We start from the raw sequence: 19,260 nt of genomic DNA on the forward strand, positions 1-19,260 counted from the left end.
GGCCGACAACCATCGGTTGTCACCTAAGGTGACAGGCGTGGATCTCGACTTGGCGCAGGTACGTGCGTTCGTGTTGACCGCCGAAGGACGGCACTTCGGTCACGCGGCCGAGGAACTGTCGATCTCCCAGCAGGCGCTTTCCAAGCGGATCGCCCGCCTGGAGTCCACGCTCGGCCGCCGCCTGCTCGACCGCGGCGGCCAGGGAGTACGGCTCACCGAAGCCGGACGGCGTTTCCTGGAGCCTGCCCGGCAGGCGCTGACCGCCGCGGACCGGGCCGTGGCGGCGGTGCTGGAGGCGCACCGCCCGCTGCGGATCGACGTGTGGGGCCACCTGTACGCGCCCATGCGCACGCTGGCACAGGTGACCACCGCCGAACCGCGGCTGGAACCGGGACACGGCCGTGACCTGCCTTCCGTGATCGCCGCGCTGTCGCACGGCGACGTCGATGCCGCCTTCGGCCGCGTCCACGCCCCGCTGCCCGCAGGGCTGACGCATCGCCTGGTACGGCTGGAGCCGGTCGACGTGATCCTCGGCGCGGATCATCCCCTGGCGGACACGCCGGCGATCCGGCCCGAGCAACTGCGTGACGGCGTCCTGTGGGCCCCGGGCGCGCTGCACCGGCTGGACTTCCTGCGCCGCTTCGCCGACTCCTTCGGCATCCGCGAGCGCGCCGAGGGCGCCAACCTCGGACTGGACCACTTCCTGGCCGACCTGGCCGCTGACGCTCGGCGCTTCAGCCTGCTGCCCGCGGACGTGCCCCTCCCGCCCCGCCCGGCGATCCGCTCGATCCCGCTGATCGGCCCCACTCCCTTGTACGCCTGGTCACTGCTGTGGCGCGGCGACGGCGCTCATCCGCTGCTGGACACCCTGGTGAGCGCCTTCGTGGCGGAGGCGGAGCGGAACCGGTGGCTGGAATACGATCCCGTCCACCACTGGCTCCCCGAGAACGACCTCCCGGCTACCCCGTGAAAGAACCCCGCCGGCGAGCCACAGCCTGTAGCGCGGCGACAGACGCGCCGGCACCCTCCGACCGGCCGCGGGCGAACGCCTCGGCGAAGGCGTCCAACCCCAGAGCACGCCGGGCGGCGGCCGTGACGCGGTCGACGTCACCGCGCTCGCCCGCCGGCAACGGAGCCTTCACCGAGTCACGGGCCGCCGAACCGGCGCCCAGGAGGCGGGCCGCCGCCCGGTGGTCGCCCGCGCCCGCCCATGCTCCGGCGAGCCCTTCCAGGGCGAGCGCCACGGCACGCTGATCGCCCGTGGCCAGGGCGGCCTCCAGCCCTTCCCGGTGCAGGTCGAAGGCCGTTTCGTGGTCGCCGCGGAGTTCGGCCACGAAGCCCAGTTCGGCCAGGATGAGTGCGGCGCCGGGATCGCCCTGCCACCGCCGGCACCAGTCCAGCCAGGCCCGCAGATGCCGCTCGGCGGCGTCGAGGTCACCGCGCCGCCGGGCGGCCAGGCCCAGGCCCACCTCCGCGAACTGCTCGGTGAGGGTGTTCAGCTGCTCGGCCGCCAGCCGCCTGGCCCGCTCGTGGTACTCGTCGGCCTCGGCGTACGCGCCGGTGTGCAGCGCGATCCGGCCCAGCATGGCCAGGCTGTCGGCGACCTGGGGCCAGAGCCGGAGGTCCTCGGCGACGTCGAGGGCGTCGCGGTGCAGGGCGCGGGCGCGTTCGTAGTCGCCGCTGATCTGGGCGAGGGAGCCGAGCAGGTGCGTGGCCTGCAGGAGTCCCCAGCGGTCGCCTTCCTCCCTGAAGAGCGCCAGGCTCCGCTCGGCGTCGCGCCCGGCCGCGTCCAGGTCGAGCGCGAGGGTGTGGGAGGCGTGCACGCTCAACGTCGCGGCGATCCCCCACCGGTCATCCAGCGCGCGGAACGTCTCGAGTGCCCGGCTCGCCAGGCCCAGGCTGACGGACGGGTCGTCGAAGCCGGAGTGGGCCAGGCTGAGGAGCCATTGCGCCTCGGCGCGGGCCCGCGGGCCGGCGATCCGCGCGCAGAGCTCGTCGAGATGCTCCGGCGAGATCGCGGCCGGCCGGTCGCGGATCATCAGGCCCATCCCGGCGTGCCACGCGGCGGCCACCGCGCGCGCTTCGGCGTCGCCGCCGAGCGTCAGTGCCAGCTCCAGCGAACGGCGGGCCTCGCCGAGCCGGCCGCGCAGGAACCAGTACCTGGACAGCGCGGTCACCAGCCGAAGCGCCCGGTCCGCTGCGCCCCGCCGTACCGCGTCGTCCAGTGCCGAGCGCAGGTTGGCGGCCTCGGCGTCGAGGCGGCGCAGCCAGTGCCCCTGGTCGGGGCCGTGCAGGTGCGGCCGGGCGCGTACGGCGAGCGCGGTGTAGTAATCCCCGTGCCGCTCCCGCACGGTGTCCAGTTCGCCGGCCTCGTCGAGGCGCTCCAGGCAGTAGGCCTGGACGGACTCCAGCAGCCGGTACCGGTCGTCGCTCACGACCACCAGGGAACGGTCCACCAGCCGCGCCAGGAGACCGAGCACCTGCGAGGAGCCGACGCCGTCTCCCGCGCAGACCGTCTCGGCCGCCTCCAGCGCGCACCCGTCCGCGTGGACGGCGAGCCGGCGCAACACGGCACGTTCGGGGCCGGTGAGCGGCTCCCAGCTCCAGTCGATCATGGCCCCGAGTGTCCGCTGCCGCGGCGGGGCGCCGCGCCGGCCCGCGTCCAGCAGGTGGAAGCGGTCGCCGAGCCGGGCCTCGATCTCGCGGGCGCTGAGCGTGCGGGCCCGGATCGCGGCCAGTTCCAGCGCGAGCGGCAGGCCGTCCAGCCGCCTGGCGATGGCCTCCATGGCGGGCCGGTCCGCGGCGAACCCCGGCGCCGCGGCGGCGGCCCGCGCGGCGAACAGCCGGACAGCGCTGTCCAGGTCCAGCGGTGGTACGGCGTGCAGATGCTCGCCGGGAATGTCCAGCGGGATCCGGCTGGTCGCGAGAACCCGCAGGCCCGGCGCGCTGGTCAGGAGCCGCTCGGCGAGCTCGGCGACCGCGTCCACCACGTGCTCACAGTTGTCGAGCAGGAGGAGCAGGTGCTTGTTCCGCACGGTCGCGGCCAGGCGGTCGACCACGTCGTGCCGGACGCCGATGGCGGCGGCCACCGCCTCGGCCACCCGGTCCGGGCCGCTGTGCCGGTCGAGCCCGGTCAGGTCGGCCAGCCAGACGCCGTCGTCGTAGGCGGGGGCCAGCCGGGCGCCGGCCTCCAGCGCCAGCCTGGTCTTGCCGGCGCCACCAGGACCGGTGAGGGTGACCACGCGGGCGGTGGCGAGCAGCGCGCGTACCTCCTCGACGGCCTTCTCCCTGCCGACCAGCTCGGTGAGCGAGACGGGAAGGTTGGTGCGGGGAGGGTCGAGCGCGGGGTCGCGGCGCAGGATCGACCGGTGGAGCGCGCGGAGCTCCGGGCCCGGGTCCACGCCCAGCTCCTGGGCCAGCCGGGTGCGTACCTCGTCATAGCCCTTCAGCGCCTCGCCCTGCCGGCCGTCGCGGTAGAGAGCCCGCAGGTGAACGGCGCGCAGGCGCTCCCTGAGCGGGTGGCGGGCGACCAGGCCGGCCAGCTCGGCCGACAGCCCGTGCGCGCCGAGCGACAGCCGGGCCTGCGCCTGCTCCTCGATCGCGGCGAGCCGCTGCTCCTCCAGCCGGAAGGCGGCCGCGCGGGCGAACTCCTCGTCGGCGTACTCCGCGAACGCGGGCCCGCGCCACAAGGCCAGCGCGTCACCCAGCAGCGCTGTCTTCTCCGCGGGATCCTGCGCCGCCCGCGCTCGCTCGACCAGCGACTCGAAGCGGCTCGCGTCCACGTCCCCGGAGGCCAGGAGGTATCCGGGAGCGCGCCAGGCCACGAGCGCCGGATCGCCCAGGGCCTTGCGCAGCCTGGACACCTTCGCCCGCAGCGCGGCCTCGGGATGCTCCGGCGGCCGCTCGCCCCACAGGACGTCGATCAGCAGGTCGGCGGGGACCACGCGGCCGTGGTCGACCAGCAGGGCGGCAAGGACGCGCCGGACCTTCGCCTCGGGGACGCCGACCTCACGGCCGTCCGCCGACCGTACGGCGAGCGGGCCCAGCACGTCGAAACGCATGAGACCACGGTAGGCGGCATCCGACCGGCATCGAACCGGAACCCCCGCCCGGCACGCTCAAGCCATGAACACTCCTGTAACTGTCATCGGCCTGGGTCTCATGGGAAAGGCCCTGGCCGCCGCGCTGGCGGGGAACGGATATCCGACGACCGCCTGGAACAGGTCGGCGACCGCGGTCCCCGACGGCGTGACCCGGCTGGACACGGTGGCGGAGTCGAGCCCGACGATGGTCGTCTGCCTGTCGACCTACGACGTCATGGACGAGGTGCTTTCGACCGTTGAGCTGCGCGGCCGTACCGTGATCAACCTGACGTCCGGCACCCCGGGCGAGGCCAGGCGGGCGGCCGCGTGGGCGGCCGAGCGGGGCGCCGCCTACCTCGACGGGGCGATCATGGCCTCGCCGCAGATGATCGGCACGCCCCAGGCGCAGCTCCTGTACGGCGGGCCGAAGGATCTCTTCGCGGCCGGCGAGCCCATGCTGCGGGTCTTCGGCGGCACCACCGTCCATCTGTCCGAGGATCCGGGCGTCCCGCTCCTGTACGACCTCGCGCTGCTGGCCATGCTGTACGCGGCCGGCCAGGGCCTGGAGCACGCGCAGGCGCTGGTGGGAACGGCCGGCGTCAGCGCGACGGAGTTCCAGCCCTACGCGAACGCCTGGCTCACCCACGTGATCGGGCCGATGGCCGGCCCCGAGAACGCGCACGCCATCGACGCCGGCGAGCACGCCACGGACGTGTCCAACATCAACACCAACGCGCTCGCGATCGGCCACGTCATCCGGGCGAGCCAGGACGCGGGCCTGCCCGCCGACTGGCTCTTCGCCCAGCAGGCGCGGTTGGAGCAGGCCGTCGCCGACGGGTACGGCAGCGAGAGCCCGACGCGGCTGATCGACTACCTCAGGAAAGAGATGGGATGAGCTAACGGATCTTCCGCACGTGGGTGGTGCCGGAATCGAGGAGGGCGCCGTCGGCGCCGGCCGGCGCCACTTCCGGCACCCGGACGCCGTGCTGGTCGACCAGGGTGGAGTGGGCTTCGCCCGGCGCGAAGGCGTGGCGTTCTCCCCACTGCCGCAGGGTGAGGATGACGGGGAAGAGGTCGCGGCCGGCGTCGGTGAGCACGTACTCCTGGCGGCGGCCCGACGGCGCGGTGCGCTGGGCGAGGAGCCCGTGAGCGGTGAGCTTGCCGAGGCGGTCGGTGAGGATGTTGCGGGCGATGCCGGTACGCCGCTGGAACTCGGTGAACGACCGCGCGCCGTCCATCGCGTCACGGATGACGAGAAGGCTCCACCTGTCGCCGACGAGGTCGAGCGTGCGGGCGACGGGGCAGGTGGGGTCGGTCCAGCCGAGGTCGGTGCTGCGCGACATGACACCTCCGAATGAGTTGCGAATTGAAACCATTATGCCGTACGGTCAAAATTGGTGGCAATTTGCTACTAATCGAAGGTGGGAGTGCGATGGACATGCGGCGGCGGTTGCTGCTGGCGGTGGTGTGCGGTGTCGCTGTGGCGAGCATCTACGCGGCGCAGCCGGTTCTGGAGCCGATGGGACACGATCTCGGCGTACCGGCGGAGCTCACCGGGTGGATCGTGGCGACCGGCCAGATCGGCTATCTGGCGGGGCTGGTCCTGCTGGTGCCGCTGGGCGACGTGGCCGATCGGCGCCGGCTCATCGCCGCGCACCTGGCGCTCACCGCGGTGGGCCTGATTCTGACGGCCTCGGCGTCGGCCGCGTGGGTGGCGTTCGCGGGGCTCGCGGCGGCCGGGGTGTTCGCGGTCGTGGTGCAGACCACGGTGGCGTACGCCGCGTCGGTCTCGCCGCCCGCCGAACGCGGACGGAACATCGGTGTCGTGACCTCGGGCGTCGTGGTCGGCATCCTGGGCGCGCGGGTCGTCACCGGCGCGCTCGCCGAGGTGTGGGGCTGGCGGAGCGTCTACGCCGTGCTCGCGGTGCTGGCACTCGGGCTCGCGGCCCTCGTCCTCGCCGCCCTGCCACCGGAGGAGCGCCCCAGCCCGCCCGCGGGCTACCGGCGGGCGGTCCTCTCGCTGGGCGGACTGTTCCGGCAGCGCGTCTTCCTGACGCGCGGGCTCATCACGTTCTTCCTGTTCGCGTCGTTCGGAACCCTGTGGAGCGGGCTGTCCCTGCCGCTGGCGGACACGCCGTGGCGGCTGAGCGAGAGCCAGATCGGGCTGCTCGGCGTCGCCGGACTCGCCGGCGCGCTCGGCGCGGCACGCGCGGGACGGTGGGCGGACGCGGGACGGGCGGGCCCGGTCACCGGCCTCGCGCTCACCCTGCTCATCGTCTCGTGGGTGGCGATCGCGCAACTGCCGTGGTCACTGGGGCTCCTCATCGCCGGCATCGTGGTTCTCGACTTCGCGGTCCAGGCCGTACACGTGAGCAACCAGCAACTGCTCACCGCCGCGCATCCGGACCGCACCAGCGGCGTCATCGGCGGCTACATGGTCTTCTACTCGCTCGGCTCCGCCCTCGGCGCGGCCACGACCACCGCCGTCTTCACCGCCCACGGCTGGGTGGGCTCCAGCCTCCTCGGCGCCGGATTCGCGGCCTGCGCGCTGGCCGTCTGGGCCTTCGACAGGCGACGACCCCTCGGCGGCGCGACCCTCCGATCCGAGACCTTCGAGTCGCGACACCGTTGAACCGGCTGCTCACGGAGTGTCACCACGATCGCGAGGGCGGCGGCTGCCTACTCTGGCCCTTGCGGATCACAGGGGGGCAGCATGACGGTCAGCCGACGAGTACTTCTGCGAGCCGGGGCAGTCGTGGCGGGCGCCGCGCTGGTGCCGGGATCTCCCGCCCGGGCCTCGGCACTACCGGCGAGGCCGGAACCGGAGCCGGCCGCGTGGCGCCAGCTTCGGCGGCGGCTGAGCCCCGCCGCCCGCCTGTACCGGCCGGGCGCGCCGGAGTACCCGTCCCGGGCCGCGGTGGACAACCTGCGCTATGCCGCGGTACGGCCGGCCGGGGTGCTGGCCTGCGCCACCGAAGCCGACGTGAAGGCCGCGCTGCGCTGGTGCGCCGAGCACCGGGTGCCGTTCGCGGCTCGCTCGGGCGGCCACAACTACGCCGGGCACTCGGCCACCACCGGCCTGGTCGTCAGCGTGCGGGCGCTCAACCGGGTGGACCCGCGCGGGCGGCGGCTGCACCTGGGCGGCGGCGCCACCAACTCCGACGTCTACGCCGCCCGCGACGCCGGCCTGTACTTCCCGGGCGGCCGCTGCCCCGGAGTCGGCGTGGCCGGCCTCACGCTGGGCGGCGGGCTCGGCTTCAACGACCGCAAATGGGGGCTGACCTGCGACCGGCTCGTCGAGACCCGCCTGGTGCTGGCCGACGGAAGCGTCGTGCGGGCCGCCGAGGACGAGAACGCCGACCTGCTGTGGGCCTGCCGCGGCGGCGGGGGCGGCAACTTCGGCATCAACACCGCCTTCGTCTTCGACGCCGTACCGGTGGACCGTCAGCGCGTCACGGTCTTCGACCTGACCTTCCCCCTGGCCGCCGGGCCGCGCGTGGTCGACGAGCTCCAGCACATCCTGCACGCCGACCAGTCGGGCGAGTTCGACGTACGCATCGGCTTCAGGCACACCGGCACGGTGGCGGTGCTCGGCCAGCGCCTCGGCGACCAGGAGGTCCTGCGCCGCCTGCTCACCCCGCTGCTGCGCCTGCGCCCGGCCACGACCCACATCGAGGAGCTCGGCTTCTGGGCCGGACAGGACTACCTCATGGAACGCCCCGGCCCCAAGGACTGCTACGCCAGCAAGTCCCTGGTCCCCGACCGGTGGCTGAGCCCCGAAACCGTCGAGCACATCACCGAATGGGCCCGCACTTGGAAGCCAGGCCCCACCCATGCCACCGGCTACCTGACTCTGTTCGCCATGGGCGCCACCAGCGCCGCGCCCCGCCCCGACGAGAGCGCCTACCCGCACCGCGCGGGCACCTTCGTCATCGACATCGGCACCCACTGGCGACCCGGCACCCCCGCCCACCAGGTACGCCTCCTGCTCGGCCAGATCCGCGCCCTTCACGAGACCCTGCGCCGCCACCTGCGCACCGACGCCGCGTACGTCAACTTCCCCGACCCCGACCTGCCCGGCTGGCAACACGCCTACTACGGCGCCAACTACACCCGCCTGGCCGAGATCAAACGTCGCTACGACCCCACCGGCCACTTCCGCCACCCCCAAGCCATCGGCCGGTGACAGAGACGCCCGGCGGAACAGCCGTGGAACCGGGCTGGAACGCCCATCGGATGGTGGCCCCGCAACCGGCGGGGCCGAGCACCCGAAGGGGACAACCCATGAAGATCAAGCGCATGCTACGGCGGGCCGCGGGCATCACCGCCGTCGGCGGCGGCGGGCGCGTCACCGACGTCATCCACACCGACGCGACGCAGCGCCTGGCCTGGGAGAAGTTCGCGCTGGTACCCGTCGGGAACGGCTTCCACGCCATCCAGACGATCAACGGGCGCTTCCTGACGGCTGTGGGCGGCGGCCGGCTCCGCTGACCGGTTGCTGGGCTCGGCGGCGAAGACGCGTACCGGATGGTCCTGGCGCTCCCGAGCATCGCGCTGTCTCGCCTGCACGCGTACGCCCACCTGGGCGAGCCGAGGTGGTTGGCAGGACGCGATCACCGCGCTCGACACCACCGAGCGGGCGACGGGCCCGCTGGTCGAGAGCGGCAGTGCGAACTTCTCCCTCTGCCACGGGCTCCCGGGCAACGCCGAGCCCTTCCAGGAGCCCCGAGCGCTGCTCGGAACCGAAACGAACCTCCCGGCACTCGTCGCCGCCCACGGCCAACAGCGCCACGCGGACACGGGCTTCCCCCGGCCGTGCGGCACTCACAGGAAAGGTCACGACCACGTGATCGCCCAGGAGGCAGCAGCGGTGCGGACCTGTCGGCGATCGCTTGCGACGTGTTCCGATGGGCACGTTCCTCTGACCATGCCCCAGATCCGCCGCATGCTGGCGCCACTCATCCCGGGCCGGTCTCGATCTGCCGAAGAGCTCCTGTGCCGGCGTAAGTGCCGAATCGCCGTGACGCCGGCATGAACGGTGTGGCGGATGCGCGACCAAGCGGCGACATGAGATCTCAGATTGCTGGTGGCGGTCTGCAGTCGCGCCCGCTTGACCATGCGCTGCGCCGCTGTTCGGGATCTACCGGCCACCGACCGCCGGATTGTGCATCGCCGGCCCCCGGCCACGACCGGCATCCTGCTTGCCCTGACCACAGTGCAGCCGACGTGGCAGCAACGCCGGTTGCCGTCGGCAGTTCGCTATGTCCATGCAGAAAGACCGGTTTGTGCGTTCTTGGCGTGCCGGGTGAGCGAGAGGGAACGATGATGACGTGATTCCCCCGGGGGCAGGCTGGCGGACACTGGTCGCGGTCGTGACCCTTACGTTGCTGGGGGTACTCATCGCCTTCGCCGCGCAGGAGCTTGACCGCAAGGCCGAGGTCAGCCGGGCTGATCTGGCCGCCTTGGCTGTGGCCGCGGCGGTAGCGGCCGCAGGAGTGCTTTCCTGGCTCAAACGTTCCTTCCCTGCACCCGTCCTGCGGACAACCAATCTCGAGATGGCCCGGCAGACTCTTGCTGAGCAGGTGGAACAGCAGTGGAAGACGGAATCCCGGCTTCGGGTCTTGGACGATCCGGAACCCATGCCCATCGCCTGGCGGCTGACCGGCAACGCCGCGGTGATGAGTCAACCTCACCTGATCACGGCCGGAGATCCGCCCTTTTCCGCACGTGCTGATGACATCGCCGATCTGACCCGCCAGTTTCGCGCCCTCAAGCGCCGTCGGCTGATCATCACCGGGGACGGGAACGCTCGCTCCTTGGGTTTCGAAGTATCCATCCAGGTCCCGCGTCCGAGCCGACAGGCCATCCTGAAATCGCGGCATAGTGCTGTTTTCCCAGGAGATCAGGTCGGGCGACTCGGCGGCTTCGGCAAGCACTGGGAGAAACGCAGCGAGATCTTCGTGTGTCCTGATGCGTTGCACATGTCCAGCAAGATCCTCCACCGTGCCTTACCTGAATATCTTCGGCGCCTGTTTGGTCGCGAACTTCCTGCGACAATCCTTCTTGATCTCTTCTCGGTTGGTCGTGGGATGGGGCACTGGGTCTCGGTGATATATCTCATCATCCAAGGTGGTTCAGCTGCGCATAAGCAGTGCGTGGTAAGCATCAACCCAGAGCTCGATGTTCTCCAGTCTGTTGTCCAAGATCGGGTTCATCCTCTGTAAGACCATGGTGCCTGCAACCCGCGTTAATATGCCAATCAAGACGGATGCTTTGCATCGAATAGCATGCTATATAGCGATTGCAATGCCAAGCGCGGAAGAATATCGTTGCGCCCAGTATCGAGCATCTTCGTAGACGTTCAAGGAACGGTCGGGCGATATATGAATATCGCCTTGATTCATCCTTTCGAGAATCTCGCTTTCAAGTTGAGTGCTAGGGATGTCTCTGGCGATTATTAAGGCCTGCACAAGCCGGGCCGGATAGTTCGCCACCGGTAGCCAGGCATGCAGATTGCCGCGATATATACTCGATTCTGCGGCTAGCAGTTGGCATAGATCGAGGCGGCTCATAACGAACTTTGAAGCCTTTCCTGGGCCTTCTGTGAGAAATTCTTCGAGTGTGTCGTCGGCCTTTCGGGGCCATGTTACCTCGTTCTGTTCACTTCGAATGGGAATCGACATTCTGCCAAATCTGTCCATTTGTGGGCCGAAATTGACATCTCCGATGTTCATGTCCCATGACAGGTTGCCTGCGGCGGTCCGACTTACCCAGCCGACATATTCAAGCTCGCCCGACTCCCAGGCGGCCTCTCCGCCTCGCGTCAATGAAGCATGTCTCGGGATTATTCCGATTTCGACCGCCAGTCGGATGATTGCCGGAAGAGTCAGCGGTTTGGCCATTGGCTATCACCAGGTCACCAATTTCGAGGCCCGTCGGGCGTTTCCGAATAGGTCCAGAGCTCTCCATGCCTGGCACCCATCTTACCCATGTAGCGGCGGAGTCGCCTAGTGTTCGCCTTGATTCCGCTTTTGGTGTTGCGTTTAAGCTCTACCCGAGATCCGTTGGGCGTGAATCCGTTGTGAATATTGCCCTGCGATTAAGGCGCTCCTGCCATTCAGGCCCGTTGTTGCCGAGCTTGATGTTGGGAGGGCAATCGTCTTGGGTTGCCGCCGGTGCCGGCCGAGCGCGAGGTGAGCTTGCCGGCGGTGGGCCGGTAGTCGGGGTCGTAGGCGGTGAGGGCCTGGGTGTAGGGCTGGCCCCTTGATGGCGCTCAGTGGCTGTGAGTTCCGTTTTGTATCGCTGTGGCCGGGGATTTCCGTAGTGGCGTTATGCGTAATGTGTGCATCTCGTGGCGACTGGTTGTGGCGGAGTCAAGGGAGACGCCACGGTTGCGACTGACCAGGTATGACAGCGTCTTTCTTCCTCGACGAGGTTGCCTTGCGGGGCGCGTAACTTATTGTGTCTCTGCGGTGTACAGGATGCTCCGGCAATGAACGGGACGGCATGAAGGCGACCGAAACCACTCTTCGCAAGCTCATTCAGGGTGACCAGCAATTAGTGGTCCCTCTCTACCAGCGCCAATACACCTGGGAACGCCCGCAGCTCACCCAGCTGTGGGCCGACATCACCGCCCAGGTCGATGTGCTGGCCGAGCGGCGGCAGGATGCCCCCAGCCACTTCATGGGGTCGGTGGTCCTCGCGCCAGGGCCGGAGCTGGCGCCGAACCGGTCCCAATGGATCATCGTGGACGGCCAGCAGCGGCTGACCACCCTGATGCTGGCGCTCTGCGCGATCAGGGATCACCTCGTCGCGGAGGAGCCCACTGCTCGTGAGCGGATCAACGAGCTCCACCTGATCAACAAGTTCCAGCAGGGGGAGATGCGCTATCGGCTCCTGCCCACCCAGGCGGACCGGGCGGCGTTCAAGGCGTGTGTGGACGACGCGGCGGAAGGCAGGTCCGAGAGTCTGATCGGCAACGCCTATCAGTTCTTCCGCAGCGTGCTGAAGGAGTTCGACGATCCGGCCGACCCGCATGACGTCGCGCGGGTGGAGTCGGTGCTGCTGGATCGGCTGAACCTCGTGCAGATCCTGGTGGAGAAGGACGACAACGCGTTCCGGATCTTCGAGTCGATCAACAACACGGGCATGCGGCTCAGCCAGGTGGACCTGATCCGCAACTATGTCTTCATGTGCCTGCCCACGCGGGGCCAGCACGTCTACGACGCGTACTGGAAGCCGATCCAGGACCTGCTGGACGCCAAGGCCATGGAACAACTGATGTACCTGGTGCTGGTTCTGAAGGAGGGTGGCGACGCCCAGTACAGCGCCGTTTACCGTGGGCACCAGCAATTGCTGCTCGCACTGTCCGCGGATGAGAGCCGGGTCGAGGAGTACGTCCGGGATCTGCACCGCCGTGCCCGGCATCTCCGGCAGATTCTCTTTCCCGGCGATGATCTGCCGTTCGCCGGGAAGGTGCGCTTCCTCAAGGAGTGGCAGGCTTCGACCGCCTACCCGCTGGTGATGCGCCTGATGGAGTTGCGCGAGGACGACTTCATCGGCGACGAGGAAGTGGGGCAGGCGCTGGCCTATGTCGAGAGCTTCCTCGTCCGCCGGCTGATCGCCGGTGTCACTACCGGAAACCTCAACCGCATCTTCCAGCGGCTCGCCGTACAACTGTCGGCCGAGGAAGAGGTGCCGCAGGCGGTACGAGCCGCACTGTCGCCGGCCAGGCTGTACTGGCCTTCGGACGACCAGCTACGGGAAGAGATCCGCAGCCGTGCCTTCTACTGGCAGGGCCGCACGGTGCAGCAGAAGCTGGTCCTGCGGCGCATCGAGGAGTCGCTGGGCAGCAAGGAGCGGGTGGACCTCGCCGACAAGCGCATCACCATTGAGCATGTCCTGCCGCAGTCCATGACCGCCGACTGGCTGAGCGAACTGTCCGGCGGGGGAGAGGACGCCGATCTCCTGCACCGCCGGCTCGTTCACACCCTGGGCAATCTCACGCTCAGCGGCTACAACTCCGAGCTCGGCAACAACTCCTTCGCCGCCAAACGCCGGCAGCTGAGCCAGAGCGGGCTGGTCATGAACCAGGAGATCGCCGCCGGCGAGCGCTGGGGGAAGGCCGAGATTCTCGCTCGCGCCGACCGGCTCGCCGACCGGGCGATCGCCATCTGGCCCGGTCCGGAGGAGTCCGGGCGGGGCAGCGCGGCCTCACGCGACTGGACGCAGCTGCACAGCGCCCTGGCGGCGCTGCCGGCCGCCACCTGGACCTCCTACTCCGACCTCGCCGAGCTGATCGGCTCGCATCCGGTTCCCGTCGGCGTACACCTCGCAAGCGTCCCGGTCCTCAACGCGCACCGGGTCCTCACCAGGTCAGGACAGGTGTCCGACGGTTTCCGCTGGGTCGATCCCGACGACGATCGAGACGTGCACGACGTCCTGCGCGCGGAAGGACTCACCTTCGACGAGGCCGGACGGGCGGCCGCGGACCAGCACATCAGCGTCCGCGAGATCGCCGAGCTGCTCGGACTGCCCATCGCCGCGGATCTGGCCGAGACCGAGAGCGCGGGCGAGGAGAGCCTCTCGCCGCAGGCGTTGACGACGCTGGAGCAGCGCTTCCTCCGGCAGCTCAACGAGCAGAGCGGCCCGCAGGCGGCCGGCGCCGTCCAGCGTCTGCTGGAACACTGGCGGTCGCGGGGCGGCGAGCTTCAGTACGGCACGTCCGCCGCCGCCTCCTGCGCGCCGATCATCAAGGTCGGCGGGCAGACCATGTACGTCATCCGGTTCTACGCGAAGACCGCCGAGATCCCCTTCGGGCTGCTACGCAACCGCGAGCCGTTCAACGACCCGGGGCTGCGAGAGGAGCTTCGGCAGCGCCTCAACGACGCGCCCGGCGTGGACATCCCGGTCGCCAAGCTGGAGCTGTATCCCCCTGTCAAGAACACCCAGCTGGCGAGCCTGGCTGTGTTCGACGTGGTCGTGGCGGTGCTCGACTGGTTCATGGCCACGGTGACCGAATCTGAAGGCCGGTTGGGCGTTTTCGGGCCAGGGTGACGCCGTCGGCCATCGGCAGCAGGGCGATCTCCACGCGTTCGTCGGCGTGCAGCAGCAGGTTCAGCTCCCGGATCGCCCGCGTGTCGGAGTCCTGGGCGTCCTCGTCGACGACCTTGCCGAACAGCAGTGTGTTGTCGATGACGATCAGGCCGTTGGGCCGCACCAGGCTGAGGGCCAGTTCGTAGTAGGTGAGGTAGCCGGCCTTGTCGGCGTCGATGAAGATCAGGTCGGCGCCGGCCGGGCCGTACGTGTCGAGGAGGTCGGAGAGTGTGGTGGCGGCGTCGCCGATGCGCTGCTCGATCCGGTCGGCGACGCCGGCGCGCTGCCAGAACTCGCGTGCCACCGGCGACCACCGCTCGGTGATGTCGCAGGTGATCAGGCGGCCGTCCGGCGGCAGGGCGCGGGCCATGCACAGCGCGCTGTAGCCGGTGTAGGTGCCGACCTCGATCACGGTGCGTGCGCCGGTGAGGCTCACCAGCGTGGCCAGGAACTGGCCCTCCTCGGGCGAAACCTGCATGAGCCGGCCGCCGGGCAGGCGCTCGGTCTGCTCGCGCAGGCCGGTCAGGACGGGATCGTCGCGCAGGGAGACCTCGCGCACGTAGGAGCGCAGTTCGGGGGTCCATTCGAGCTGGCCGGCCATGGGTTCAGCCTCCTTGAGGGGCCGCGCGGGCCAGGTCACGGGCGGTCAGGTCGGGGGCGGTCAGGTCGATGGCCGCGGGGGCCGGACGCGGCGCGGGCACCTGGTGCAGCAACTGGGTGCCTTCGACGGCGTGCCCGTCCAGGCAGGCGCACGGCTCCAGGGTGTAGCCGGCGAAGCGGTAGGCGATCTCCATCATCCGGTTGCGGTCGGTGGGCCGGAAGTCGGCGGCCAGGTGGACGCCGGCGGTCGCGGCCTGGTCGCCGAGCCAGTTCAGGATGGCCGCGCCGGCGCCGAAGGAGACCACGCGGCAGGAGGTGGCCAGCAGCTTGACGTGCCACATGGCCGGGTGCACGCGCAGCAGTACGACGCCGACCGCGCCGTGCGGGCCGAAGCGGTCGCTCATGCTGACCACCAGGACCTCGTGGCCGGGGTCGCCGGTCAGCTCGCGCAGCGCCGCGGCGCCGTAGTGGACGCCGGTGGCGTTCATCTGGCTGGTACGCAGGGTGAGCTCTTCCACGCGGGCGATGTCGTCGTGGCCGGCACGCGCGATGCGCATCTCCAGCCGCAGCGAGCGCAGGAACTCCTCGTCGGGCCCGGCGAACGCCTCCTTCTCCGCCTCGCGCAGGAATCCGGCCTGGTACATGCGCCGGCGCTGGCGGGAGTCGGCGGTGACGGTCGCCGGGCTGAACTCCGGCAGCGCCGTCAGCCCCGGGAGCTGGCCGGGCTCGTACAGGCGTACCTCGGGCAGGTGGAAGGCGACCTCGGCGCGTTCGGCCGGCTGGTCGTCGATGAACGCGAGCGTGGAGTGGGCGAACCGGAGCCGCTCGGCCAGTTCGCGCACGGCCGCCGACTTCGGCCCCCAGCCGATGCGCGGCAGGACGAAATACTCGCTCAGGCCCAGCCGCTCCAGGCGGGCCCAGGCCAGGTCGTGGTCGTTCTTGCTGGAGATGGACTGCAGGATGCCCCGGGCGTCCAGCGCGGCGATGACCTCGCGGACCTGCTCGCTGACGCGGACGTCGCCGTCCTCCAGCAGCGTCCCCTGCCACAGCGTGTTGTCCAGATCCCACACGAGGCACTTGATGGTCGCGGAAATGATCTTCCTCCTGTCGCGAGTGTTGTCGCGAGTGTCGTCACGACCCGGTGAGCGCATGCCGGGCCAGGATCAGCTGGCAGATCTCGCTGCTGCCCTCGATGATCTCCATGAGCTTGGTGTCGCGGTAGGCGCGGGCCACCACGTGGTCGTCGCGCGCGCCCGCCGAAGCCATCACCTGTACGGCCGAGGCCGCGCCACGGGCGGCACCGCTGGCGCTGACGTGCTTGGCCAGCACGGTGGCCACCACGACGTCGGGGGAGGAGGCGTCCCAGCAGTCGCTGGCGTGCTCGCAGGCACGGGTCGCGCTCCGCTCGGCCACGTACAGCTCGGCCAGGTGCCGGCCGATGAGCTGGTGCTCGGCCAGCGGCTTGCCGAACTGGCGGCGGGAGCCGGCGTGCGCGGTGGTGGCGGCCAGGCAGGCGCGCAGGATGCCGACGCAGCCCCAGGCGACCGACATGCGGCCGTAGGCCAGCGCGGTGGTGACCAGCAGCGGCAGCGGCTGGCCGCCGCCGCCGAGCACCGCGTCGGCCGCCAGGCGCACCTCGTGGAAGCGCACGTCGGAGTGGCCGGCGGCCCGGCAGCCGAGCGGCGCGGCCACCGGCTCGACCGTCACGCCCGGCGCCGTGGCGGGCACCAGGACGGCGGCGGCCCCGTCGCCGTCCTTGGCGACGATGACCAGCAGGTCGGCGTAGGCGGCGGCGGTGACCCACTTCTTGTGGCCGGTGAGCACGACCGTGTCGCCGTCGCGGCGGATCTCGCTGGTCATGGCGGCCAGGTCGCTGCCGGCCTCGTCCTCGCTGAAGCCGACCGCGGCCAGGTCGCCGCCCACGAGCCGGGGCAGGTGCGCGGCGCGCTGGCCGGGGCCGCCGAGTCGCTGGATCGTCCAGGCGGCCATGCCTTGGGAGGTCATCACGCTGCGCAGGGAGCTGCACCGGCTGCCGACGTGGGCGGTGAACTCGCCGCCGTCGCGGCTGCCGAGGCCGGGCCCGCCGTACGCGGTGGGGACCTGTGCGCACAGCAGGCCACGCGCGCCGAGCGTGCGCAGCACCTCGGGCGGGATGCGCCCGGCCAGGTCCCAGTCGCCGGCGCGGCCGCCGATCAGCTCGTCGGCCAGCTCCCGCGCCCGGGTCAGGGCGGGCTCAGGCATCGGCCCGCTGCTCGCGCAGCCGGTGCACCAGCGCCGCCATCGTCTCGACCGAGCGGAAGTTGTCCAGTTGCAGGTCGGTGCCGGTGACGGCCACGCCGTACGTGCTCTCCAGGTGGACGACCAGCTCCATGGCGAACATCGAGGAGACCAGGCCCGAGGCGAACAGGTCCTCGTCCTTGGTGACGAACGACTTGGTGCGGCTGGTCAGATGGGCCAGCAGCTCGTCCTCGACGGTGGTGATGGGTTCGACGGTCATGACAGCGCCTCTCCGTAGTCGTAGAAACCTCGGCCGCTCTTGCGCCCGAGGTGGCCCTGGCGGACCTTGTCCAGCAGGACCTCGCATGGCCGGCAGCCTTCGTCGCCGGTCCGCTCGTACAGGGCCGTGAGGGAGTCGGCCAGGTTGTCCAGCCCGATGAGGTCGGCGGTGCGCAGCGGCCCGGTCGGGTAGCCGAGGCAGCCGTGCATCAGCGCGTCGACCTGCTCGACCGTGGCGGTGCCCGCGCCGACGACGCGCGCCGCGTCGTTGATCATCGGGTGCAGGAGACGGCTGGTGACGAAGCCGGGCGCGTCGCGTACCACGACCGGCTGGCGGCCCAGCGCGGACAGCAGCGCCATGGTGGCGGCCATCGCGGCCTGGTCGCTGCGCTCGCCGCGGATCACCTCGACCATCCTGATCAGGTACGGCGGGTTCATGAAGTGGGTGCCGAGCAGGTCGCCGGGCCGTTTGAGCGTGGCGGCCAGCTCGCCGATCGGGATGCCCGAGGTGTTGGTGATCAGCGGCGTGCCGGGCTCGACCAGGCCGCACACCTCGCCCAGGACGTCGGCCTTGAGCGCGGCGGACTCGGTGACCGCCTCGATCACGGCGCTGGCGTGGCGTCCGTCGGCGAGCTCGCCGGTGACGGTGAGCTCGGCGGGCGCGGCGCCGCGCGGGGTCCCGCCCAGCAACTGCGCGTGGCGGGTCTGCTGCCGCACTCTGGTGTACGCGCTGTCGCGCGCGAGCGTGCCGGTCTCGACCAGCACGACCGGGACGCCGTGCCCGATCGCCATGGTCGCGATCCCGACGCCCATCGTGCCTGCTCCGATGATGGTGAGCCGGTGTGCTGACTGCTCGGTGTCCACCCAACCTCCTGAAAGGGTCACAGTGTCTGGCGCTGTCCGCCGGCCGAGCCGCGCACGGCCAGGTCCATGAGCCGGTGGATGCCGGCGGCGAAGGCGAATCCGGGCTCGGCCGGCTCGCCGGTCCGCACCGCGCGCGCGAGCCCCTGGTAGGCGTGGGCGACGCTGGCGGCCGGTCCCGGCGCGAGGGCCGAGGCCGGGTCGTGCACGTCGACCGGGACGGCCAAGGGCCGGCTGGTCTCGCCTTCGAGCAGGCGGATGTCCCAGGGCGCGATCTGGCAGGGCAGTCCTGGTACGGCCGGTTCGATGGCCAGCGTGGCCTCGGAGCCGACGATCCGCAGGCTGAACCCGGCGGCGGCGGGCGGCGCCCCGGACAGGACGGCCACGGTGGCGGTGGCGCCGTCGTGCAGCGATCCGGCGATGACGACCTGGTCCGGCGCGCTCGCGTCGGCGAGCTGCCCGGTCTCGGCGATCGTGACGCGCGGGCGGCGCGTGTCGACCTGGGCGGAGAAGGTGGCGAAAGGGCCGAGAACGGCCCGCAGCACGGCCAGGGCGTGGCCGCCGCCGACGGTCAGCAGCGTCGCCCCGCTCGCCTGGTCGATGATCTGGCGGCGGGCCTCGGTGACGCTGGCCTCGCCGAATCCGGACAGCACTACCTGGAAGGAGGCCGACAGCACCTGCCCGATCCGGCCGCTTTCGACCAGGTCGCGGACGAAGCGGACGCTCGGCGAGCGCACTCCCTGCAGCCCGGCCAGGTGCACGCGGCCGGAGGAGGCCGACAATTCGGCCAGCTCGCGCGCCTGGTTCTCGTCCAGGGCGAGCGGCCATTCGCAGTAGACGTGCTTGCCGGCGGCCACGGCCGCGCGGATGAGCGTGTCGTGCTTGGGCACCTTCACACAGATCGTCACCAGGTCGACGTCGGGGCTGGCGATCAGCTCGGCGGCCTCGCCGAAGGCGAGGGGGACGTCGAAGGCCTTGGCCGTCTCCTCCGCGCTGTGCTTCCTGGTGGTGGCGACGGCGGCGACCGTGAAGTCCGGCAGCCTGCTCAGTGCCGCCAGGTGGGCGCCGACCGCCCAGCCGTTGCCGCTCGCGCCGATGATCCCGGCCCGAATCCTGCCGTTCATGT

The 19,260-nt window shown here is 70.7% G+C and carries 16 protein-coding genes; 7 read left to right on the top strand and 9 right to left on the bottom strand.

Annotated features, from left to right (window positions below; translation table 11 throughout):
• Positions 1-37 precede the first annotated feature (37 nt).
• A complete protein-coding gene (locus ACFWYW_RS41230) occupies positions 38-970 on the top strand; it encodes a LysR family transcriptional regulator (RefSeq protein ID WP_379610881.1) in 933 nt (310 codons plus the stop codon).
• On the opposite strand, the gene ACFWYW_RS41235 is transcribed toward ACFWYW_RS41230, so the two are convergent.
• A complete protein-coding gene (locus tag ACFWYW_RS41235; RefSeq protein WP_379610882.1) occupies positions 960-4,061 on the bottom strand; it encodes a BTAD domain-containing putative transcriptional regulator in 3,102 nt (1,033 codons plus the stop codon). The two genes, ACFWYW_RS41230 and ACFWYW_RS41235, sit on opposite strands and share 11 nt — an antisense overlap.
• 64 nt (positions 4,062-4,125) lie before the next feature.
• On the opposite strand from ACFWYW_RS41235, the gene ACFWYW_RS41240 reads away from it, so the two are divergent.
• On the top strand, positions 4,126-4,977 hold the full coding sequence (locus ACFWYW_RS41240) for an NAD(P)-binding domain-containing protein (protein ID WP_379610884.1): 852 nt from the start codon (positions 4,126-4,128) through the stop codon (positions 4,975-4,977).
• Between the two features lies 1 nt (position 4,978).
• Here ACFWYW_RS41240 and ACFWYW_RS41245 read toward each other — a convergent pair whose 3' ends face one another.
• Entirely contained in the window at positions 4,979-5,425 is a 447-nt protein-coding gene (locus ACFWYW_RS41245; protein ID WP_379610885.1) for a winged helix-turn-helix transcriptional regulator, read from the bottom strand.
• A gap of 89 nt (positions 5,426-5,514) precedes the next feature.
• On the opposite strand from ACFWYW_RS41245, the gene ACFWYW_RS41250 reads away from it, so the two are divergent.
• The 4 genes from ACFWYW_RS41250 (at position 5,515) to ACFWYW_RS41265 (ending at position 10,306) form a co-directional block, all read left to right on the top strand.
• A complete protein-coding gene (locus ACFWYW_RS41250; RefSeq protein WP_379610886.1) occupies positions 5,515-6,714 on the top strand; it encodes an MFS transporter in 1,200 nt (399 codons plus the stop codon).
• Between the two features lie 81 nt (positions 6,715-6,795).
• Positions 6,796-8,268, top strand: coding sequence for an FAD-dependent oxidoreductase (locus ACFWYW_RS41255; protein ID WP_379610887.1), 1,473 nt, complete (start codon positions 6,796-6,798; stop codon positions 8,266-8,268).
• Positions 8,269-8,366: 98 nt separating this feature from the next.
• On the top strand, positions 8,367-8,573 hold the full coding sequence (locus tag ACFWYW_RS41260; RefSeq protein ID WP_379610888.1) for a hypothetical protein: 207 nt from the start codon (positions 8,367-8,369) through the stop codon (positions 8,571-8,573).
• 881 nt (positions 8,574-9,454) lie between these two features.
• The gene (locus ACFWYW_RS41265) at positions 9,455-10,306 is read left to right on the top strand and encodes a hypothetical protein (protein WP_379610889.1); all 852 of its coding nucleotides are present in this window, start codon (positions 9,455-9,457) and stop codon (positions 10,304-10,306) included.
• Between the two features lie 66 nt (positions 10,307-10,372).
• Here the strand turns inward: ACFWYW_RS41265 and ACFWYW_RS41270 are convergent, their stop codons facing one another.
• Entirely contained in the window at positions 10,373-10,984 is a 612-nt protein-coding gene (locus ACFWYW_RS41270) for a hypothetical protein (RefSeq protein WP_379610890.1), read from the bottom strand.
• Between the two features lie 604 nt (positions 10,985-11,588).
• Here ACFWYW_RS41270 and ACFWYW_RS41275 point away from each other — a divergent pair.
• Complete coding sequence (locus tag ACFWYW_RS41275; RefSeq protein WP_379610891.1) at positions 11,589-14,138, top strand: DUF262 domain-containing protein; 2,550 nt, start codon at positions 11,589-11,591, stop codon at positions 14,136-14,138.
• On the opposite strand, the gene ACFWYW_RS41280 is transcribed toward ACFWYW_RS41275, so the two are convergent.
• From ACFWYW_RS41280 to ACFWYW_RS41305, 6 genes are read right to left on the bottom strand one after another with little or no spacing between them, the layout of a single operon-like run.
• A complete protein-coding gene (locus ACFWYW_RS41280; RefSeq protein WP_379610892.1) occupies positions 14,083-14,778 on the bottom strand; it encodes an O-methyltransferase in 696 nt (231 codons plus the stop codon). The two genes, ACFWYW_RS41275 and ACFWYW_RS41280, sit on opposite strands and share 56 nt — an antisense overlap.
• Positions 14,779-14,782: 4 nt before the next feature.
• Positions 14,783-15,874 (bottom strand): HAD-IIIC family phosphatase, encoded by a 1,092-nt coding sequence (locus ACFWYW_RS41285; RefSeq protein WP_379611134.1) that lies wholly within the window; start codon positions 15,872-15,874, stop codon positions 14,783-14,785.
• A 34-nt stretch (positions 15,875-15,908) separates the two neighbouring features.
• Positions 15,909-17,018 (bottom strand): acyl-CoA dehydrogenase family protein, encoded by a 1,110-nt coding sequence (locus ACFWYW_RS41290; RefSeq protein WP_379610893.1) that lies wholly within the window; start codon positions 17,016-17,018, stop codon positions 15,909-15,911.
• Positions 17,011-17,274 (bottom strand): acyl carrier protein, encoded by a 264-nt coding sequence (locus tag ACFWYW_RS41295; RefSeq protein WP_379610894.1) that lies wholly within the window; start codon positions 17,272-17,274, stop codon positions 17,011-17,013. The genes ACFWYW_RS41290 and ACFWYW_RS41295 overlap by 8 nt, the downstream gene beginning before the upstream one ends.
• Positions 17,271-18,137 (bottom strand): 3-hydroxyacyl-CoA dehydrogenase family protein, encoded by an 867-nt coding sequence (locus ACFWYW_RS41300; protein ID WP_379610895.1) that lies wholly within the window; start codon positions 18,135-18,137, stop codon positions 17,271-17,273. The genes ACFWYW_RS41295 and ACFWYW_RS41300 overlap by 4 nt, the downstream gene beginning before the upstream one ends.
• Positions 18,138-18,154: 17 nt before the next feature.
• A complete protein-coding gene (locus tag ACFWYW_RS41305; protein WP_379610896.1) occupies positions 18,155-19,258 on the bottom strand; it encodes a Gfo/Idh/MocA family protein in 1,104 nt (367 codons plus the stop codon).
• Between the last annotated feature and the right edge of the window lie 2 nt (positions 19,259-19,260).

Source organism: Nonomuraea sp. NPDC059023 (assembly GCF_042740095.1).
Lineage (GTDB): Bacteria > Actinomycetota > Actinomycetes > Streptosporangiales > Streptosporangiaceae > Nonomuraea.